The organism is Gracilibacillus sp. Marseille-QA3620 (assembly GCF_054950035.1).
In genome coordinates this window covers 1790748-1807724 of sequence record NZ_CM143102.1, presented here as the reverse complement: position 1 = coordinate 1807724, position 16977 = coordinate 1790748, and the positions used below count along the sequence as shown (strand labels likewise).

At 41.9% G+C, this 16977-nt stretch carries 15 protein-coding genes, 1 pseudogene and 2 other annotated features; of the genes and pseudogenes, 2 read left to right on the top strand and 14 right to left on the bottom strand.

Annotated features, from left to right (window positions below):
- Window positions 1-588 precede the first annotated feature (588 nt).
- The 6 genes from ACY8DX_RS09175 to ACY8DX_RS09150 form a co-directional block, all read right to left on the bottom strand.
- Window positions 589-1515, bottom strand: a complete 927-nt coding sequence (locus ACY8DX_RS09175; protein WP_462406637.1) for an aminoglycoside phosphotransferase family protein — start codon at window positions 1513-1515, stop codon at window positions 589-591.
- Window positions 1516-1957: 442 nt separating this feature from the next.
- On the bottom strand, window positions 1958-2464 hold the full coding sequence (locus tag ACY8DX_RS09170; RefSeq protein ID WP_462406636.1) for a GNAT family N-acetyltransferase: 507 nt from the start codon (window positions 2462-2464) through the stop codon (window positions 1958-1960).
- A gap of 161 nt (window positions 2465-2625) precedes the next feature.
- Window positions 2626-3390 (bottom strand): class I SAM-dependent methyltransferase, encoded by a 765-nt coding sequence (locus ACY8DX_RS09165; protein ID WP_462406635.1) that lies wholly within the window; start codon window positions 3388-3390, stop codon window positions 2626-2628.
- Window positions 3391-3681: 291 nt separating this feature from the next.
- On the bottom strand, window positions 3682-4212 hold the full coding sequence (locus ACY8DX_RS09160) for a DUF4871 domain-containing protein (protein ID WP_462406634.1): 531 nt from the start codon (window positions 4210-4212) through the stop codon (window positions 3682-3684).
- Window positions 4213-4421: 209 nt separating this feature from the next.
- A complete protein-coding gene (locus ACY8DX_RS09155) occupies window positions 4422-4751 on the bottom strand; it encodes an SMI1/KNR4 family protein (protein ID WP_462406633.1) in 330 nt (109 codons plus the stop codon).
- Window positions 4752-4778: 27 nt separating this feature from the next.
- Window positions 4779-5351: a hypothetical protein gene (locus ACY8DX_RS09150; RefSeq protein WP_462406632.1), complete on the bottom strand. Its 573-nt coding sequence runs from the start codon at window positions 5349-5351 to the stop codon at window positions 4779-4781.
- Window positions 5352-5645: 294 nt separating this feature from the next.
- Here ACY8DX_RS09150 and ACY8DX_RS09145 point away from each other — a divergent pair, with 294 nt between their 5' ends.
- Window positions 5646-5858, top strand: a complete 213-nt coding sequence (locus tag ACY8DX_RS09145) for a hypothetical protein (protein WP_462406631.1) — start codon at window positions 5646-5648, stop codon at window positions 5856-5858.
- Here ACY8DX_RS09145 and ACY8DX_RS09140 read toward each other — a convergent pair.
- The 5 genes from ACY8DX_RS09140 to ACY8DX_RS09120 form a co-directional block, all read right to left on the bottom strand.
- Window positions 5855-6778, bottom strand: coding sequence for a nucleoside hydrolase (locus tag ACY8DX_RS09140; RefSeq protein WP_462406630.1), 924 nt, complete (start codon window positions 6776-6778; stop codon window positions 5855-5857). The two genes, ACY8DX_RS09145 and ACY8DX_RS09140, sit on opposite strands and share 4 nt — an antisense overlap.
- Window positions 6775-7926 carry an acyl-CoA dehydrogenase family protein gene (locus ACY8DX_RS09135; RefSeq protein ID WP_462406629.1) on the bottom strand — a complete coding sequence of 384 codons (1152 nt, stop codon included), beginning with the start codon at window positions 7924-7926 and terminating at the stop codon, window positions 6775-6777. The genes ACY8DX_RS09140 and ACY8DX_RS09135 overlap by 4 nt, the downstream gene beginning before the upstream one ends.
- A 59-nt stretch (window positions 7927-7985) precedes the next feature.
- Window positions 7986-9197, bottom strand: a complete 1212-nt coding sequence (locus ACY8DX_RS09130) for a GNAT family N-acetyltransferase (protein WP_462406628.1) — start codon at window positions 9195-9197, stop codon at window positions 7986-7988.
- Between the two features lie 93 nt (window positions 9198-9290).
- Window positions 9291-9710, bottom strand: coding sequence for a YndM family protein (locus tag ACY8DX_RS09125; protein WP_462406627.1), 420 nt, complete (start codon window positions 9708-9710; stop codon window positions 9291-9293).
- Window positions 9711-9825: 115 nt separating this feature from the next.
- The gene (locus ACY8DX_RS09120) at window positions 9826-10248 is read right to left on the bottom strand and encodes a hypothetical protein (RefSeq protein WP_462406626.1); all 423 of its coding nucleotides are present in this window, start codon (window positions 10246-10248) and stop codon (window positions 9826-9828) included.
- Between the two features lie 310 nt (window positions 10249-10558).
- Window positions 10559-10832 (top strand) — a binding site (T-box leader).
- Window positions 10833-10895: 63 nt separating this feature from the next.
- Here ACY8DX_RS09120 and ACY8DX_RS09115 point away from each other — a divergent pair.
- Window positions 10896-12107, top strand: coding sequence for an MFS transporter (locus tag ACY8DX_RS09115; protein ID WP_462406625.1), 1212 nt, complete (start codon window positions 10896-10898; stop codon window positions 12105-12107).
- Between the two features lie 107 nt (window positions 12108-12214).
- Here the strand turns inward: ACY8DX_RS09115 and ACY8DX_RS09110 are convergent, their stop codons facing one another.
- From ACY8DX_RS09110 to argS, 3 genes and pseudogenes are all read right to left on the bottom strand, one after another.
- Complete coding sequence (locus ACY8DX_RS09110; RefSeq protein WP_462406624.1) at window positions 12215-13219, bottom strand: serine hydrolase domain-containing protein; 1005 nt, start codon at window positions 13217-13219, stop codon at window positions 12215-12217.
- A 219-nt stretch (window positions 13220-13438) separates the two neighbouring features.
- Window positions 13439-14733 (bottom strand): annotated as a pseudogene (locus ACY8DX_RS09105) (histidine--tRNA ligase).
- Between the two features lie 246 nt (window positions 14734-14979).
- Window positions 14980-16662: an arginine--tRNA ligase gene (gene argS / locus ACY8DX_RS09100; RefSeq protein WP_462406623.1), complete on the bottom strand. Its 1683-nt coding sequence runs from the start codon at window positions 16660-16662 to the stop codon at window positions 14980-14982.
- Between the two features lie 47 nt (window positions 16663-16709).
- Window positions 16710-16934, bottom strand: a binding site (T-box leader).
- Window positions 16935-16977: the final 43 nt, after the last annotated feature.

Sequence of the window (16977 nt, the reverse complement as noted above, 5' to 3'; positions counted from 1 at the left end):
CTATAACATGAGATTTATTCCTGCCTAAAGAAGGGTTAAGAAAACTCTATTCCTCCTGTTATAAGACCTGTGAAAATAATTGCCATAAAAAACGCTAATATCAGTAGGAATAGATCTTTGGCTAAAGTAATTGGTTTTAGGCGTTCTGTTATCTTTTCATAAAGTATAAAAGTAGGAATTACTATACAACCAACAATTAATATTGCTATTAAGTCCACGTAAGTAAACGGCCTACTAATATAACTATCTGTATAAAATTGAGTTAGTAATAGTACAACAAACATCATGCACTTTATCCCAAGATGTTTAACAAGGTTCATTCTCTGTCTCTCACCACCTAAATCCAATGAATTCCACTAACATGCCTCTATACTTCTATAATAAATTCAACACAAAAAGGCATTAATCCTTCCTAGATCAACGCCTAAAACAATTATTCTCTTCTTATGATGCATCATACATAATCATTGTATTTTATTGATACCGTTTATATAAATACGGTACTAAAAAAGTGATTTCCTTCTTTTACTAATCTAAATAATAAAAGAGCTCGTGCGGTGCTGCACCCCTTATTACATAAGCAGTATCCTACATGATGAAAGATGATTCAAACCATACAGGCTTGAGTATTTCAAAACTTTTATGGTCTTCTACTATCATATGAATTCGCTCCATCATTTCATCTAGCTGTTCAGGTGCAAAACGCTGGGACCAAACGACTGATGAAAAAACAACCATAGCCGCATAGATGGAATAGAGCATCCAAAAGGTTTCTGGAACCTTCTTATTGAAATACCCTTCGATTTGTCCCATTGAAAAGGGGATACTCGTTTCTCTTTGAAAGAGCGCGACTTTTACAAAATCGTGAAGCGGGTCACCCCAATCAAAGTTGTTGAAGTCAATTACCCCAGCATATCTTTTGTTATCCACAATAATATTTTCTAAGTGAAAATCATCATGCTGAAATCGGTTGGGACGTTCTTTTAATAGATGCTTATTTTTTTCTATAAATCTAAGAATTTTATCGTCATTTTCAATCTTTATCCCACATGTTTTATATGCTTCTAGATATCGATTATGTTTAGCCATTGCTCGCTCATACCAAGAGTTTAATGCCGGAGGTGCTTCCAGAAGGTGCATACTAGATAGTTTTCTCCCCGCTTCCGTTCCAATCTTGTATTGTTCTTTTTCGGAAAGTGTATGCAATGCCGTTTTGGCATCCACACCTTCCATATAGGAGTAAATGTTGTAGCAGGCATTGAACTCACTAAGGATTCCGATATCAATTGGCTGAGGAGATTGAACAGGATATTGTTGCATCCTTTTTAGGATCTGAAACTCGCTCTTTTTCTTTTCATATCCATTACGATCTCCTATCCGTAATACATACTTTTTATCACTGAAATAGACGATATATTTCTTATCTAGAGAATATCCTTTATCTAACTTTTCTATTTGAATAGCGTCTTGTAAACAGTAAACCTTATCTTGAAGAACTTGAAGAACATTCTCCATATGCCACCCCCATTATTCCGTTCCTTTGTTCCCAAATACGAACTTATAACGGATATTATTATGTTGAATTCCCCTGTAAATCACAACTACCTATCCCTGATAGCTCATAACAACAGGTGGTATTTTGAAACCATTAAGATAGGAAGTTAAAAGGTCTTCTGTAATCGGGAACGCATTAGCATCAAAACGTTTGTTTCGTTTCTTAAGCCGTTCACGCAAATCTTCTTCATGAACTTTCAATTAAATACGTTTCCATTTACCGCTAACCTTTTCGATAAGTTGCGTATATTGATCACTCCAAAAACTGAAGTCAATTATCACCTGTTGTTTATTAAGATGATAATCCTCCAATTCGGTATGTATGATAGAAAATCCTTCTTGCCTCTATTCGCCCTGTTTCTTCAATAAGGAAGTCAACGCAAATAACCCGTTAGGTCAAAAACTAGATCGTTAAAACCATCAAATCCTCGCTAAAATACTGCCCATTATATTTAAGGGCATTTCGTTCTACCCCATAGATCTCGAATCCCAAGGATTTGTACAGCATCTTTGCTGAATGATTGTCAGATACGACTGTTAAGTTGATTTGTTCCAAATCATCCATATTTTTAGCCTTCTTTATTAGTTCAATCATTAGTGATTTTCCTATCCCTTGTCCTCTAGTGTCTGGTGCTACGTACAACCCGTAAACATTTGCTTTGTGACGGGTTTTGAGACTGTTTTCACGCATAAAAGTAACGATCCCAGCTAATGATCCATTGTAATCAAAGGCACCTAGAACAAATCTACCCTTAACTGGTACTAATCTCTCTGCAACAAATTCCAGTGAGAATTTAGCTTCTCTCTCATATGTAGAACCAAATGCTTCTGGATTGTTTTTTAATGCACTCAATCGTACTTCTTGATACAACTTAGCATCAGACTTATTGAGAATGCGAATTGCCATCATTCATTTCCCCTTTTAAGGCTATATTCTAATGAAATCATTTCACTCTACTTTGTAACTTCGGCAAAAACTGGGGTTATTCCTCTTGTTCGACTAATCTGCCCGTTTCTTTCATAAGGGGTTCAGCATAACCGGATTAACCCCTTGATCGTTAAATGAATCTCCTAATGTTTTTTGGAAGCCTTAATGACAAATGTTGCAGGTACTAATTGTGCTCTTTGGGATGAATACCATCTTGAAGGATGATCTGCACCGACATTTTCAGGCAACACGACTTCATCTATGACCTTTTCCATTGTGAAGCCAGCTTCAATTAGTGTATTAATATATGTGCTAAGCCTTCGATGGTATATAACAAATTGATTATGCCAAGCCTCATTATATTCTGGCCCTTCAATATGATAAGATTTTTCAAAGGTAAAAGATGACTGGGTATAAGCCAGGCGGTCGTGAATGGGATGTTCCCAACTAAAGATGAAAATACCGCCGGGCTTTAAATAGCTATGTATATTTAACAATGTACGGTGTAAATCAACTGTCCACCCCAAAGCATAAATAGAGTAGGCAATATCGAAGTAATCCCTTGGTATTCCTGGATTGTTCTCCATTGGAGATTCAAATAATGATACGTTAACTTGTTGATTACTCAACAAGTTTTTAGCGGTTGCTATTTGTTTGGCTGAAAAATCTAACCCCCATAATTCTTTAGCTCCTCGATCCCCCATATATTGCAATGAATGCCCGCTCCCACACCCTATATCCAATACTTTATGACCGGCGATATTGCCAAATAATTCGAGTTGTTCTTCACTTAAAGAATAAGGACCATATTCGGGAAGAGCAGTTTTTCCGAAAAAACGTTCTGCCGACCTTTCCCAACTATCTTTATTCATATTCAAAATATCCGTGTTCGTTTCCAACCCTTCCATTCCCTTCAACGATTATTTAATCAAAATCCTACTATGACATGACCGCTTTCAACTGTTAGTTATTCAAACAAGAATATAATCGCTTTTGTCTATCGAAACGATAAAACGGAAGCTGAATCTCTGTATAGAAGGAACAATCTATACAAAAACACCCTAACAAAAAAGAGCTGATTTAGCCCTTGATATGGGAGTAATCCCCCTGTAGCTCAATGTTTTTTGTCCGTTTTGTTCTTAACAATGAAAAAAGCAAGGTCCCCTCAAATAATCCTTCCTTTGAATCGACGGCTCACATTATACTACCTCGATAACCATACTTTCATATAGCTTCTCATCAATATATACAAGGACTTTCCATATTCCTGCTGATGGAAATGTTAAAAGTGAAGGCATATTCACACTGCCCGGACTTACTGCAGCACTCTTATAAAAGGTACTCGGGCCAGAAAGGACATCAACAACTTCCTTTGTCTCTTTTTTTATGGCCTTTACTTTCACTGGTTTATCGTAAATGTCTTGTCTTCCAAAATAAAACCAAAAATATTTCTGTGGTTCTTTCGCGATAATTGGGAATGAACCTGTGAAACCTACGCGCTCTGTACTTCCCACAACCGTATATGAACCCTTTTCACCATCTTTATAGATAACGGAATGTTCGAAAGTTGGAGACAATTCCCATTCATTTTCTGAACCTTCATAAATGATCTCATCATTATTTTCGTTTACTTTTTTATCTTGTTTTGATTTTTGAATGTCCAATACATTGCATGCAGTCAAAAGCCCGGTTATCGTAAGCATGAAAAAAGCAAGAATGTATTTTTTCACTTAAATGACACTCCTTCCTCATAAATAAAGTGAATAAAACGGCAAAATATACTTCATTTCATTCTTATGCGAACCTGCCCGGCATCTATAATAAGGATTCAACCTTCTTTGATCATGCAAATCTCATCTATATGCTCTTGAATGTATAAACTCTCTGTTAAAGGTCCTGTCAATCTAAAGCTTCTGCTTCCCGACCTTATTCGAGAGCTTCATAGGATAAGATAAATTCCCTCTTCCGTTCTCCGGTAGCATAAGAGATCTCCTGTCCCATCTTCCGCGATGGCAATTAAATCTTCTGGCATGCCTTCATCCCTTAATTCACTGTTCTGGCGGACCAGGTCATCCCATGTTTTCTTCAGATTGGCGGGATCCTTAATCGGAAAGAGTGTCCATTCATCCACCTGGGCATTATTCGTCAGCATGAATAATTCTTTATATTCTGCCGGTAAACGAATACCCAATTGTTCCTCTGCCCGATTAATCTCAGTCTCTGTAACACCCGGTTTTCTTGAATCTACCCATTCCAGTACATCCTTCATTAGCTAAACATCCCTTCCTCCCAGTATTCATTTATCCGCATAGCGGTCATAAACAGATTGTTGAAATTTATCAAACCTAATCTTCTCAAGCCCCAGCAACCTTTGGCCTGCATCATTTACCGCAATAACATGCCCTTTATCGTAAACAAACCAAGCGTCCATCGGGAATTCATAGATTAGCTTTCCTTCTGTGGCAGTCCGTTTATCTAAGGATTCTGCCAGGTCCTTTCCAAAGCCGATTCCCATAAAGGAATAATAACCGCTTTCATTTTTGGAAATGGCTACGACGTTAACCGGCTTTCCATCCTGATAGACAGCTGCATACCAATCACCCGTGTTCTCAAGTGAATCGTTTTCATTTTTCAAGAATGCCTTTGAATAACGCCATTTTTGATGAAGCTCGCCAATTTGTATGTTCTCACTGGCAGAGTAATGAAAATCCTCATAATCCTCCGCTCGTACGGTTTCTAACACAGCTTCCATCAAATACTTTTCTGCATATTCCTTTGGGGAAGCCGATTCAGGCGGATTAGCCTCCATGCATGAGGTCAATATGCTTATTAGCAGGAAGGCCGTAAACAAGGATATCCATTTGGCCATAACAGCTACCCTCCCTTTCCTCTTAAGGCTGACAACCATTTACTTATCTTATGATTGAATTATGCAGCCGCATGATATAATATGGACGTACAAAGACAGTCAAAACCGGAGAGCTGGTTACTCTTTGGCACACTCGCCGCGAGCGGCGTACTAAAGCCACCCTCCCGCTTTACAGCATAGGGTGGTTTTTTGTGTCTCTGGCTTAAGGAGGCTATATCTTTGAAGCGGAACAGGTATTTTTCAGAAAATTATACCACACCCTTGCTTTTTTAAGGGGAAAATTAGGAGGGAAACATGATGAAGAAAAAGAAGAAAACCATCGGCGAGATGACGAACAGCCGTATGACATGGTCCATCAATCCGACAACCCGGGTCGTTAAGAATAAGAAGGGAAAAGGCTCCTACAGTCGCACGAAGTTCAAATTTCGTGGAGACGGGGAGCTTTTTTCATGCATAAAAATAGCCCAGCGGTCATTTGAGATGACAGCTGGACCAATAACCGTTTAAATCATTCTGCTTAAGAAATGCTTCACAAAACGCTCTTCATCTACATCCACACACACATTAACGAGTGGTCTCCCTTGTCCATTCGGACAGGTTTTTCCTTCCCTTTCTCCTTCAAGCTCCACCCATAGACGCTCCGGCTTCAAGCTAACGAAGCTCTTGTCAATCGCCAAGCCGACCGCAAGCGGATCGTGGAGGGCACAGCCCTTAATCCCTGGGTTTGCCTTCTTGTAGAAGTCAATATAGAACTCCGTCATGTCAGCGAAGAAGGAGCCGAGCTCTTCCCCTTTTTCACGCCAACCTTTCAGCTCCTCTGTCGGAAGCAAGGTTTGCATGGTCACATCAAGTCCGACAAGGTAGAGCGGCAGATTGGAACGGAAGACAAAGTCAGCCGCCTCCGGGTCGCGGTGAATATTCGCCTCTGCATGCGATGTGATATTTCCTTTCGTGTATACAGCGCCGCCCATGATGATGACTTCCTCAAACAGCGGTGTAATCTCCGGTGCCTTTTGAAGGGCAAGTGCCAGATTCGTCAGCGGACCGACGCAAATATACGTGATCTTGCCGGGCTTATTTTTCACCTGTTCTATTAAGTAATCTACCGCATGCTGGTCACTATGGGCCATTTCATCCGTTGGTTCCTCATCGATTAAGTTGCCGAGGCCGTCATGTCCGTGTACGACATGTGGGAAGTCCCCGTTCAAGCCTCTATTCAAGGTTTCCCCCGCACCTGCATAGACAGGGATGTCCGAACGGCCAAGCTTCTCAAGAACGAGCCGGGAGTTGCGCGTTGCCTTCTCCACGGTCACGTTCCCAAAGCAAGTAGTAAGTCCAAGAAGCTCAATTTCTGGGGAATGCACGGCATAGGCAATGGCCAGCGCATCATCAATTCCTGTATCGACATCTACTATAATTGATTTCATTCTGCTTTCTCCTCATCCTGTAGTATCTGGTTTGCGAGTAAGGCAAGGACTGCATCATCCATCGGCGGATTGTGAAGCCCTGCTCTCACGTCGCGGAAATAGCGCTGCATGGGACTAGATTTCTTCAAGCTTTGGGCACCGACGACCCTCATCGCCTTATCTACGATGCTGATGGCTGCATTCGTGACCGCATATTTGACGGCAGCGAGCTCGCCTGCCATTTCATCCCGTTCATTCGGTTTCTCATCCCAGCGGGCAGCGACCGCATAAAGGAAATGGCGGGCCTGCATGAGCTCGAGCTCGATATGACCAATCTTATCCTGAATATGCGGCAGGCTCGAAATCGGCTTTTGCAGGCTGTTCGGCGTATAGCTTTTCGCAAATTGCACGGCATAGTTCCGCGCACCTAGAGCGATACCGATATAGCAGGCAGGAATATGTAAGAGCCAGCCGGTTCCTTTCTTTGGTGCCGCCTTTTCGACATAGTCATCCGCTTTGACGTGGACGTTCTGGAGAACAAGATCATGACTGCCTGTGCCTTCCATCGCAATCAAATCCCACGTCTCATCAATGGACACACCTGCTAGATCTTTATGTACCATGAACCAGCCGACTGTCTCCTCCTCTGGAATCCAAGCACTGACTAGGAAGATATCCAGTGCCGGAGCAAGTGAGGTGAAGGTCTTGCGGCCATTCAACACCCAGCCGTCACCCGTTTTCACGGCTGTCGTTTGCGGCCGGCCGCCTCTTGTCGGGCTGCCGGTTGCCGGCTCTGAGGCTGCCCTGTTCACTAATGCCCCTTTGGCAATCGCATGGAAGAACGCATCCTTTTTCGCCGGATCCCATTGCTGATTCTCCAAAACCTCTAAGATGGTCATATTATGCCAGCCAATTGCCAGGGAAGTAGAGCCGCAAGCACTTGCTATCAATTCCTGTCCATACAGGAATGCCTGCAATCCTTCCCCGTATCCGCCATACTCCTTCGGCAGCGTCAATTTCGTATAGCCAATCTCCTTCAAATCCTCGATATTCTCAAACGGAAAGGCTTGATTGGCTTCATACTGAGGGGCCCTTTCCCCAAATGCCTTGACCGCGCCCTTCAAGCGCTTCATCACCTCAAGCTGCTCTATTTCCTTCTGTCCAATCATCCATCTATCACCCTTTCTAAACCTGCGTCACTACCAACTACTAACCTCTATAGGGAAAATTAAACATAATCAGCCTGTAATAAGCCCATCTCCCACATATTCCAATAACCCTTACCCACTCTGGCATGGTCTCTCAGGAGGCCTTCCTTCTGAAAACCAATTCTCTCATAGCAGGCGATGGCTCTTTTATTGTGCTCATATACACCAAGTGTCACTTTATGTAGATTAAGATGCGAGAAGGCGAATTTGACCGCTTCCCTCATCATCTCCTCCCCGAGTCCCTTGGCACGCAAGGCTGGCGTTCCAATCAGCACCTTGCCAATCCGTGCTGAGCGGTGGCGCTGATTGATTTTCCCGATGGCCATATAACCAATGCATTCACCCGTTTCATTCGAATACACACTGAACGCAACTTGCTTTTTATCTGCTTGATAGGCTGCTAGCTGCTTATCTGTGAGAGGGAAGGTGAAAGTGGAACCTGACCAAATCGTCATCTGTTCTTCACTGTCAATCCAGCTGATTAGTTGGTTGAAGTCAGCCTGCGTAAATGGTTTGAGGGTCAGACGCTTGCTCTTCAGAACATAATCCTTCCCTAAATAGTAGGGTTCAATCATGGTCTCGCCCTTTGGCGTAACCTCATAGGCCCTTGCTTCCGGCCGTGAGCTGACAATTCGGCGGAGTTCTCCGTTAACGTAATGAAGAGCCGTTCCGTCACTAGCTGCCATTCCGCCCATCATGACCCCTTCTTGGATCATCTGCTGATAGGCCGGCCGCCTTTTCTCCTCCTCATTATAATGCGGTGAATGGCTCCCTTGAAGAATACCTGTTCCGACGACCGGTTCAAGCTCTCCGCCATACGAATCCGTCACGCCCATCTCAAACCAGCAAATCGCCCCAGCACTGATTCCGCATAGAAGTACCCCTTGGTCATACGCCTTCTTCAAGATATCCACTAAGCCCCATTCCCTCCAAAGAGCCATCAAGTTCTTCGTGCTGCCCCCGCCGACATAGAGGATGTCCTGGGCTAAGATAAAGCTCTCTAAATCACGGCATGGCGGCTTAAAGAGAGAAAGATGCGTCGGCTCACAGTCATACTGGTTGAAAAACTGACAAAACCGGTCAATATAGCCATCCGCATCCCCGCTCGCTGTACCGATAAAGCAAATCTTCGGCACCCGTGCTGCGGACTGGCGCATGATGTATTCATCCAGCAGCGGGTTATCCGGCTCCATTGAAAATCCCCCGCCGCCTAACGCGATTACCTGTTTCATTCCATCCCTCCACTCATCCTTTTTACCATTTTATCACGAACAATTCGCACAATATGAAAAGAAGCCCAATTCAATTGAATTGGGCTCTTCCCCTTAAGGGGTATAATCTGCATTGCCAGTGATTTTCTCTCCAGATTCCTTTACACCAAAAACATTTCGGTCAATCCATTTATGGAATAGCCATTCTCCGCCGGCTATCAGGATAGCAGCTATTAAAGAAGCAGAGAGGATATTTGTGTCATTCGGGAATAAAGCCTCTCCCATTAACCAAATGACGGCAAAGGCCATTACCATATCAGATACGGTCGCAATTAAGTTCCGTTTCTGATGCTCCTCTGGTTCCCCGGACTTGCGGAAGATCAACAAGTCACCCAATACATAGGCCGCAAGCGTTAAGACAAGACTGACTATCAGGGTGTCTACAAAACTCACGCCAAAGGCAACGGTCAATACAATCCACAACACAGCTGTCACCATAACAAATTTAATCAATAAGGCTTTTGCATGTTCCATTCCTTCCACCTCCTCCCTTAAGCTTTGTTACCTATTACCACTTGTGACTGTATGTAAACAATCTAATTCCACAAAAATAAAAAGCCGAGCTTCTTGTTGGCTCCGGCTTCTTGCCCTAGATATCGAGAGTTAATTGGATGGTTGGTTGTTTTTTATGGTCTATGACAACGATTTTCGTCTTTATGACCTGATGATTCATATAGATTTCAACCGTATATAACCCTTGGCTGGCTGTCCACTGCACAATCCCTTTCTCATTCGTCTTCTGAGGGAAAGAAGCATTTCCATTTGACACACTCTTTAAGATAACCTCCAAGTTGCCGATTGGTGCATCATCCTGGTCTGTGATGGCCAAGGTAACCGGGATCTCTTGATCCGCTGCTGAGGCGCTCTCCCCGAAGGAATACTGACCCTTATTCGCAAAAAACCCGCTCCCGTCCTTATCATCATAAAAGACCGCATAATAAAAGGCACAAAGATTGATTAGACAAATTAACAAGGCATAGAATACAAGCTTGACCTTCGCCACTGCATCCAAAATGAACTCCCCCCTTGTTGATCTTCTATTCACCGTACTGCGCAAACCCATATGTCACACTTTCCATTACTTGTTACTCATTTTACCACAAGTTTTCAGAATTATGCTTAGTTAACAGAATGTTTACAAAAGCTCAACAGCTTCTTAAAAATTTATTTCGATTCCTGCTCTTTTCGCTGTATGGTTTAGTGGACTATGCTTACTTTCCTTAACGTAAATGGTTTTCAAAGTGGAGGATGGACTGAAGAAATTCATTTTAAAATTTTTTAATCCTTTTTTTATTCTGTTAATCATTGTATAATCACCTATAATAAATGCCATGAAGAGAAGAGTAAGTGTGCTCAAGCATAACAGAGAACTCCAGCAGCTGAAAATGGAGGATGTAATAGCCCACTGAACCAAGCCTCGGAGCAGCACATAGGAATTTCGTCTAGATATTGATTATGTGTCGGTTTCTCCCGTTATCGAGATAGAGTATAAACATTTGTTTCGTTATGTCGTACTCGAAAAGGTTTCTGTGGTGACACAGGAATAAACTGGGGTGGTACCGCGAACTTCTAAATATAAGAAGTCTCGTCCCTAAGGATCATAATCCTTGGGGGTGAGATTTTTTTTGTTTTATAAACCTTATATTTAGGAGTGATACAATGAAATGGAAAAATCCTCTTTTACTTTTATTCGGAATCGGAATATCCAATATAGGGGCATGGGTTTATTTGATCGCTTTGAACTTGATTATATTAGATATGACGGGGTCACCTTTAGCTGTATCAATCCTGTATATTCTCTTACCCATCGCAGCCTTATTGACGAATTTTTGGTCTGGAACGTTTATTGATCGATTAAACCAAAGAAATCTTATGATCCTTTTGGATTTGATAAAAGCGATATTTATTTTTACCTTGCCATTTCTAGATTCGCTTATTCTCATCTATCTAGTCGTCTTTCTAATTAATATAGCTAAATCGATTTTTGAACCTACTTCCATGGTTTACATGACGAAATTAATTCCCAAAACAGATAGACAAAGATTTAATGCATTGAGAAACTTCATTCATTCATGTGGATTTATACTAGGACCTTCCATTGCCGGTTTCCTTTTTATGATTGGATCTCCAAACCTAGCTATACTGATGAATTCGATTGCGTTATTCCTATCAGCCATCGTCATTTTTCTTCTTCCTAATGTGGAGATAGGGAAAAGCGATAGTATAACTGAAAAAGCTACTGCCTCTTTAATTTTAAACGATTGGAAAAGGATTCTGACATTCAGCAAAACAACTATTCATGTGACCTTCGTTTATATTCTATTTACTATCCTTTCAGTGTTTATGACTGCCTTGGATTCTTTAGAGGCTGCATTTGCCACAGAGGTTTTATCTTTATCTGAAAGTACCTATGGATTTCTTGTCAGTATTGCCGGTGTTGGAATCATTGGCGGTTCATTAGTAAATGCGGTATTCGCCAATAAATTATCCTTAAATATTCTGATGGGACTTGGTGCCATCTTCACGCCTATCGGCTATCTTATTTTTGCTTTTTCAACTGATTTCCTAGGGGCATCTATCGGTTTCTTCACCTTAACCTTTTTCTTATCTTTCGCTAATACAGGCTTTTTAACGTTCTATCAAAACAATGTACCCGTAGATATTATGGGCAGATTCTCCAGTGTCTTTGGAATGCTGGAGGCTGGTTTAATCATCTTATTTACCGTTATACTCGGATTATCTGCTGAACTATTTGAAATCCGGCCAATCTATATGATAGGCTCTTTTGCTTTCTTGGCATTGGGACTACTTATTACCTTTATTGTTTCGGATAAATCGAAAAGAAATTATTATGAGCAAGTGATAGAATAATAAAAAGGTCCTTTTCTTACATGTAGAAAAGGACCTTTTTGATCATTACTCAAAAAAGATGCTCATTCCGGCTCTTAGTATTGAAGTTAGATTAATGGTCATTCTCCTCACTTCCGAAAAGTGTCAGCAACTAAATGACTAAATTCCCGCAAATAGTATAGGTAATTATCTCCGCCATAGTTATAGCGCTTGTTATACATCTTTGCAACGACCACATGGTATTCCGGAATGACAAGAAGAGTTGGACCCGTTACGCCTAAGATTTGATAAGAGCCTTCGGGCACCCGATCACCAAGCTCACTATAGGCGGCAGGCTTTCCTTGCACATACCAAAACAAACCGTTTTGGGGAAGTCTCGTATCCTTGTAAACAGGACTTTGAACCAGTGTCGCTATTTCAATGACCTCACGTGGAACGATTTGTTTTCCATTCGCCATTCCTTTGTTTAAGTGAAGATTGCCCCATTGTGCAAACTCCCTTGCAGAAGTATGTAAATTTGACTCCAATCCATCATTGCCATTCCCTAGGCTGTATGTCCCTTCTATTTCTGGATGAACGATTACCTTCACTAATGAATCATTCTCTTTTGTTTGCCAGGCTGTTTCTGTAAAACCTAATGGGGAGAAGACTCTTTCCTCCAGAAGGTCTGGAAAACTTCTATTAAACAGACGATTTACCAGCCTGGTCAGCATTATCACATTGATTCCTCTATAGGCCCACCCCTGACCAGGTTCAAACTCTCGAAAAAGAGTGCCATCCTCTTTTTCATGTAACCCGTGCGAGTGCGTAACTAAATGCCGTATCGTTGTTTTCCCAAGCAATTGTTCATCCATTTCGGTGAAATAATCAATTGCATAGTCATCAAGACTTTTGATTTTCCCTTCATAAAGAGCATAGGCAATCACTAACCCAAGATAGCTCTTTCTGGCAGAAGCGACATTAAATTGAGAGGATGAGGTAATGGGCGCTGAGTCAGCAGAATTCGAATGATGCCCATTATAGTAGTCCAAAATCACTTCATTATCTTTCAGAATATATAAGGATGTCGCACTGCTCTTATTCTTATTCTTTATTTCCTCTACCCAACTAATTAGCTTTTCAAGTTTCTCCACAATAATCTCCCTTATAGCCAATAGAATGTTAAATCCTTAAAACTATTCTCTACTAATTGCTCGAATCCTTCTTTACATGCCCCAGTTATACGAAGAAACCATTCCATTTAGCGGTCTCACAATTTCCGCTGTTTCCCCTTTATGTCCAAAAGGAACAAACTTCAAGAAAACTGCTCTTTGAATTAAGCGCAGCAGCCCAGGGATGCCGTTGCTCTCCTATTAGTTATCTATAGAGGATGCATTAAACGAAAAATCCTCATTTATCTCAAGCCCAGAGGTCATATCCTTCACTTTGATTTGATTATTCCTTACCTCCTCTTCCCCGATAAGGATTACCGTAGATATTCTCTCTTTGTTTGCCTTCTTTAGAGCCTTACTCATCTTTTTGTTGCTCATCTCAAGCTCCACCTTAAAGCCCTTCTCCCGCAAAGCGTTTGCTACTAACAACGATTCCTTTAGCGTACCTAATGGAATGATGTAATAATCCACGTCAGATTTGCTGTCTGAAGGTCCCTTTATTGAGTGATGGCTGTATAAATCACATCCAAACCAAATGAAATTCCAACCGTTGAATAGTTTTCACCTGTGCCGATCAACCCGCCTATCGCCTGATCATATCTGCCCCCGCTTCCAATACTCGATTTGATTGATTGATTCGTTAAGAATATTTCATAGATTGTGCCGGTATAGATCTCTAAACCTCGCGCAAGGAAGGGGTTGAAGACACATTGTTGATTGATACCTAGTATGGAAAGATAGGATTCTAACTCATTTAGCTCCTTCAGTCCTTCACTTACCTCTTCATTTCCGGGAGCAAATGATTTGAAATAGCTAACATCCTTAGCCCCTAATAGAAATCTCTCCAGCAATGAAATAGTGGACTTTGATAAGCCTTGTTCATTCAGCTCAGAAACCACAGCGTTAAGACCCACTTTTTCAAGTTTATCTAAGATGAGAATGACTGGATTGATTTTTTCCTTTTCCACACCAAATACACGAAGCATCCCTGCTAAGAGCTTGCGATTATTGTATTGGATGATGACATCTAGCTCGAGCTTCCCGAATGCATCGATTGCCATCGCCATCAATTCTGCCTCCGCTATTTGTGATCCGACGCCGACAATATCGACGTCACATTGCGTGAACTCGCGGAACCTTCCCGTTTTAATTGGTCCATCCCGAAATACCCTTCCTATTTCATATCGTTTAAAGGGCAGGGCTAAGGATGGATTCATGGCAACCACTTTCGCAAACGGCATGGTAAGGTCATAACGTAAAGCGAGCTCCCTTCCCCCTCTATCCGTTAAGGTGTACATTTCCTCCAGTATTTCCGCCCCTCCTCCGTATTTCGAGGCTAATAAGCTCGTATAATTTAGGATAGGTGTCTCTAAAGGCTTACATCCATATTGAATGAACACGTCCTCTAATGTCCTTCTGATCTTTCTTCGGATAATCTCCGCATCCGGTAAATAATCCTGTGTACCCTTCACATTTTGATAATCCATTTTCTTCATTTTTGCTTCCTCCTTTTTTGGAAAAAATAAAAAAACCGCACTTGATTTAAGTGTTAGACTTAATCAATACGGTTTAATGATAAATAGCCTTCCTATGTAAGATTGATAAAAATCTACTAGCAAGGCTACTTCATATGATGATGTAGTTGTGAGTACAAGCTATTCTTCTGATTTTGGCACATACCTACTCACCTCTTTGGATTTCATATAATGTATCACATCATCATTTGAATAATCAATATTTTTTTACATTTCCTCCGGTGCTTCCAGTCCTAATAAACGCAGCCCCTCTTTCAAAACCACGGTAACAGCGAAAACGAGTGAAAGCCTTGCCTGCTTCTGTTGATCATCATCTAATATACGAACGGATGCGTAGTATTTATTGAAGGCTCTGGCAAGCTCAATCACATATTTGGCCACTAGAGAGGGATCACAATCTTCCATTGCCCTTATAGGAACCTCCGGAAACGCTGCTAACATCTTTGTAATAGGCCATGCCTCTAAATCCTCCATGTGAATCGCTTCTTGATTTACTGTGAAACCTCCTTTTCGCAGAAGGGACGCGGCACGTGCATAGGTGTATTGCACATAGGGACCGGTTTCACCTTCGAACCGTAGCATGTCTTCAAGAGAAAAATGAATGTCATTGAGGCGGTAGTTCTTTAAATCATGAAAAATGACGGCACCTGTTCCTACCTGTCGCGCCACCGTCTCTTTGGACGCAAGATGGGGATTCTTCTTCTGAATCTCCTTCAAGGCTAATGTATAGGCATCATTCAGTACATCCTCCAGCAAGACAATTCTGCCTTTCCTGGTCGACATCTTTCTTCCATCCTTCAAGATCATGCCAAACGGTACATGCTTTATGCCTTCCTGCCATTTGTACCCCATCTTCTCTAGCACCTTGAGTAATTGCTTAAAATGGAGAGCTTGTTCGTTTCCGACTACATAGAGGGATTTGGCGAAATGATACGTTTCCTGCCGGTATATTGCAGCAGCTAAATCCCGGGTAGCATAGAGCGTTGTCCCATCCCTTTTCTTGATTAGGCATGGGGGTAAATCCTCCAGCATCACGACTTGGGCACCGTCAGATTCCTCTAACAAATTCTTTTCCCTAAGAATTTGAACGACCCTTTCCATCTTGTCATTAAAGAATGCCTCTCCATCATAAGAATCAAATTCCACACCCATGAGCGCATACATCTTTGAGAACTCCTTCAACGACTCTTCCCGAAACCATTTCCATAATTGGAGGGCTTCCTCGTCAGCCTCCTCTAACTTTTTAAACCAAACCCGGGCTTCATCCATTAAGGAAGGAGCCTTTTCTGCTTCCTCGTGGAATTGAACATAAAGCTCCAATAATTCCTTTAATGGCTCGTTTCTCACTGCCTGCTCATTGCCCCACTTTTTATAGGCCACAATCAGCTTGCCAAATTGGGTGCCCCAATCTCCTAAATGATTAATCCGAATTGTTTTGTATCCGCATTTTTCGGCGATATGCGCCAAGGCATTTCCGATGACCGTTGAACGGATATGGCCCATCGAGAATGGCTTTGCGATATTCGGTGAAGAGAAATCAATGGTGATAACTTGATTACTCCCCAACTGCGAATCTCCATAATGATGTTTCTCTGAGAGGATTTTCTTAAGGACGAATGCAGACACGTTCTGCTGGTCAAGGAATACGTTCACATACCCGCTTACTGCCTCAGCCTTTTTAAACAGGGAAGCATCCAGTTGACTGACAATCTCTTCTGCTATCCGTTGAGGAGATTGTCGGAGAGCTTTGGCGAGACCAAAACAAGGGAAGGCCAAATCGCCCATCTCCTCAAATTTGGGTGCTTCAATCATCCCTTCTATTGCGGACTTATCCATATGTTCGCCTATCGCTTGATGAAGACAATCAACAAAGTCATTTTTCACATTCATTCATCCATTCCCTCCTCAAAATAAAAAGGACCCCCGTCTCCTTATGAAAAAGAGACGGGGATCCTCTGGATTCCCGCGGTACCACTCTGCTTGTTTTTACCGATGTAAAAACCACTTGAAAATTGTTAACGAGGTGTCGCCCCGGCTGCCCCTACTCCTCTTTCAGGGAAGCATCTCTAAAGTGCGGTTCATTATTTGCTTCACGCCAGGCTCGCACCACCCCCGGCTCGCTTCGATTCACAAATAACTACTCTCTTTATCATTGACATTAATTATATATTGTTTCTATTATAACCATTTATTTGAAATCTTCAA

Excerpts from the sequence above, each read along its gene's own strand:
- ACY8DX_RS09135 (WP_462406629.1), bottom strand. The coding sequence starts at position 7,926 with ATGATTGGACAGAAGGAAATAGAGCAGCTTGAGGTGATGAAGCGCTTG.
- ACY8DX_RS09165 (WP_462406635.1), bottom strand. The coding sequence starts at position 3,390 with ATGGAAGGGTTGGAAACGAACACGGATATTTTGAATATGAATAAAGAT.
- ACY8DX_RS09115 (WP_462406625.1), top strand. The coding sequence starts at position 10,896 with ATGAAATGGAAAAATCCTCTTTTACTTTTATTCGGAATCGGAATATCC.
- ACY8DX_RS09150 (WP_462406632.1), bottom strand. The coding sequence starts at position 5,351 with ATGGCCAAATGGATATCCTTGTTTACGGCCTTCCTGCTAATAAGCATA.
- ACY8DX_RS09145 (WP_462406631.1), top strand. The coding sequence starts at position 5,646 with ATGATGAAGAAAAAGAAGAAAACCATCGGCGAGATGACGAACAGCCGT.
- ACY8DX_RS09125 (WP_462406627.1), bottom strand. The coding sequence starts at position 9,710 with ATGGAACATGCAAAAGCCTTATTGATTAAATTTGTTATGGTGACAGCT.
- ACY8DX_RS09140 (WP_462406630.1), bottom strand. The coding sequence starts at position 6,778 with ATGAAATCAATTATAGTAGATGTCGATACAGGAATTGATGATGCGCTG.
- ACY8DX_RS09130 (WP_462406628.1), bottom strand. The coding sequence starts at position 9,197 with ATGAAACAGGTAATCGCGTTAGGCGGCGGGGGATTTTCAATGGAGCCG.
- ACY8DX_RS09155 (WP_462406633.1), bottom strand. The coding sequence starts at position 4,751 with ATGAAGGATGTACTGGAATGGGTAGATTCAAGAAAACCGGGTGTTACA.
- ACY8DX_RS09170 (WP_462406636.1), bottom strand. The coding sequence starts at position 2,464 with ATGATGGCAATTCGCATTCTCAATAAGTCTGATGCTAAGTTGTATCAA.
- ACY8DX_RS09175 (WP_462406637.1), bottom strand. The coding sequence starts at position 1,515 with ATGGAGAATGTTCTTCAAGTTCTTCAAGATAAGGTTTACTGTTTACAA.
- argS (WP_462406623.1), bottom strand. The coding sequence starts at position 16,662 with ATGAATGTGAAAAATGACTTTGTTGATTGTCTTCATCAAGCGATAGGC.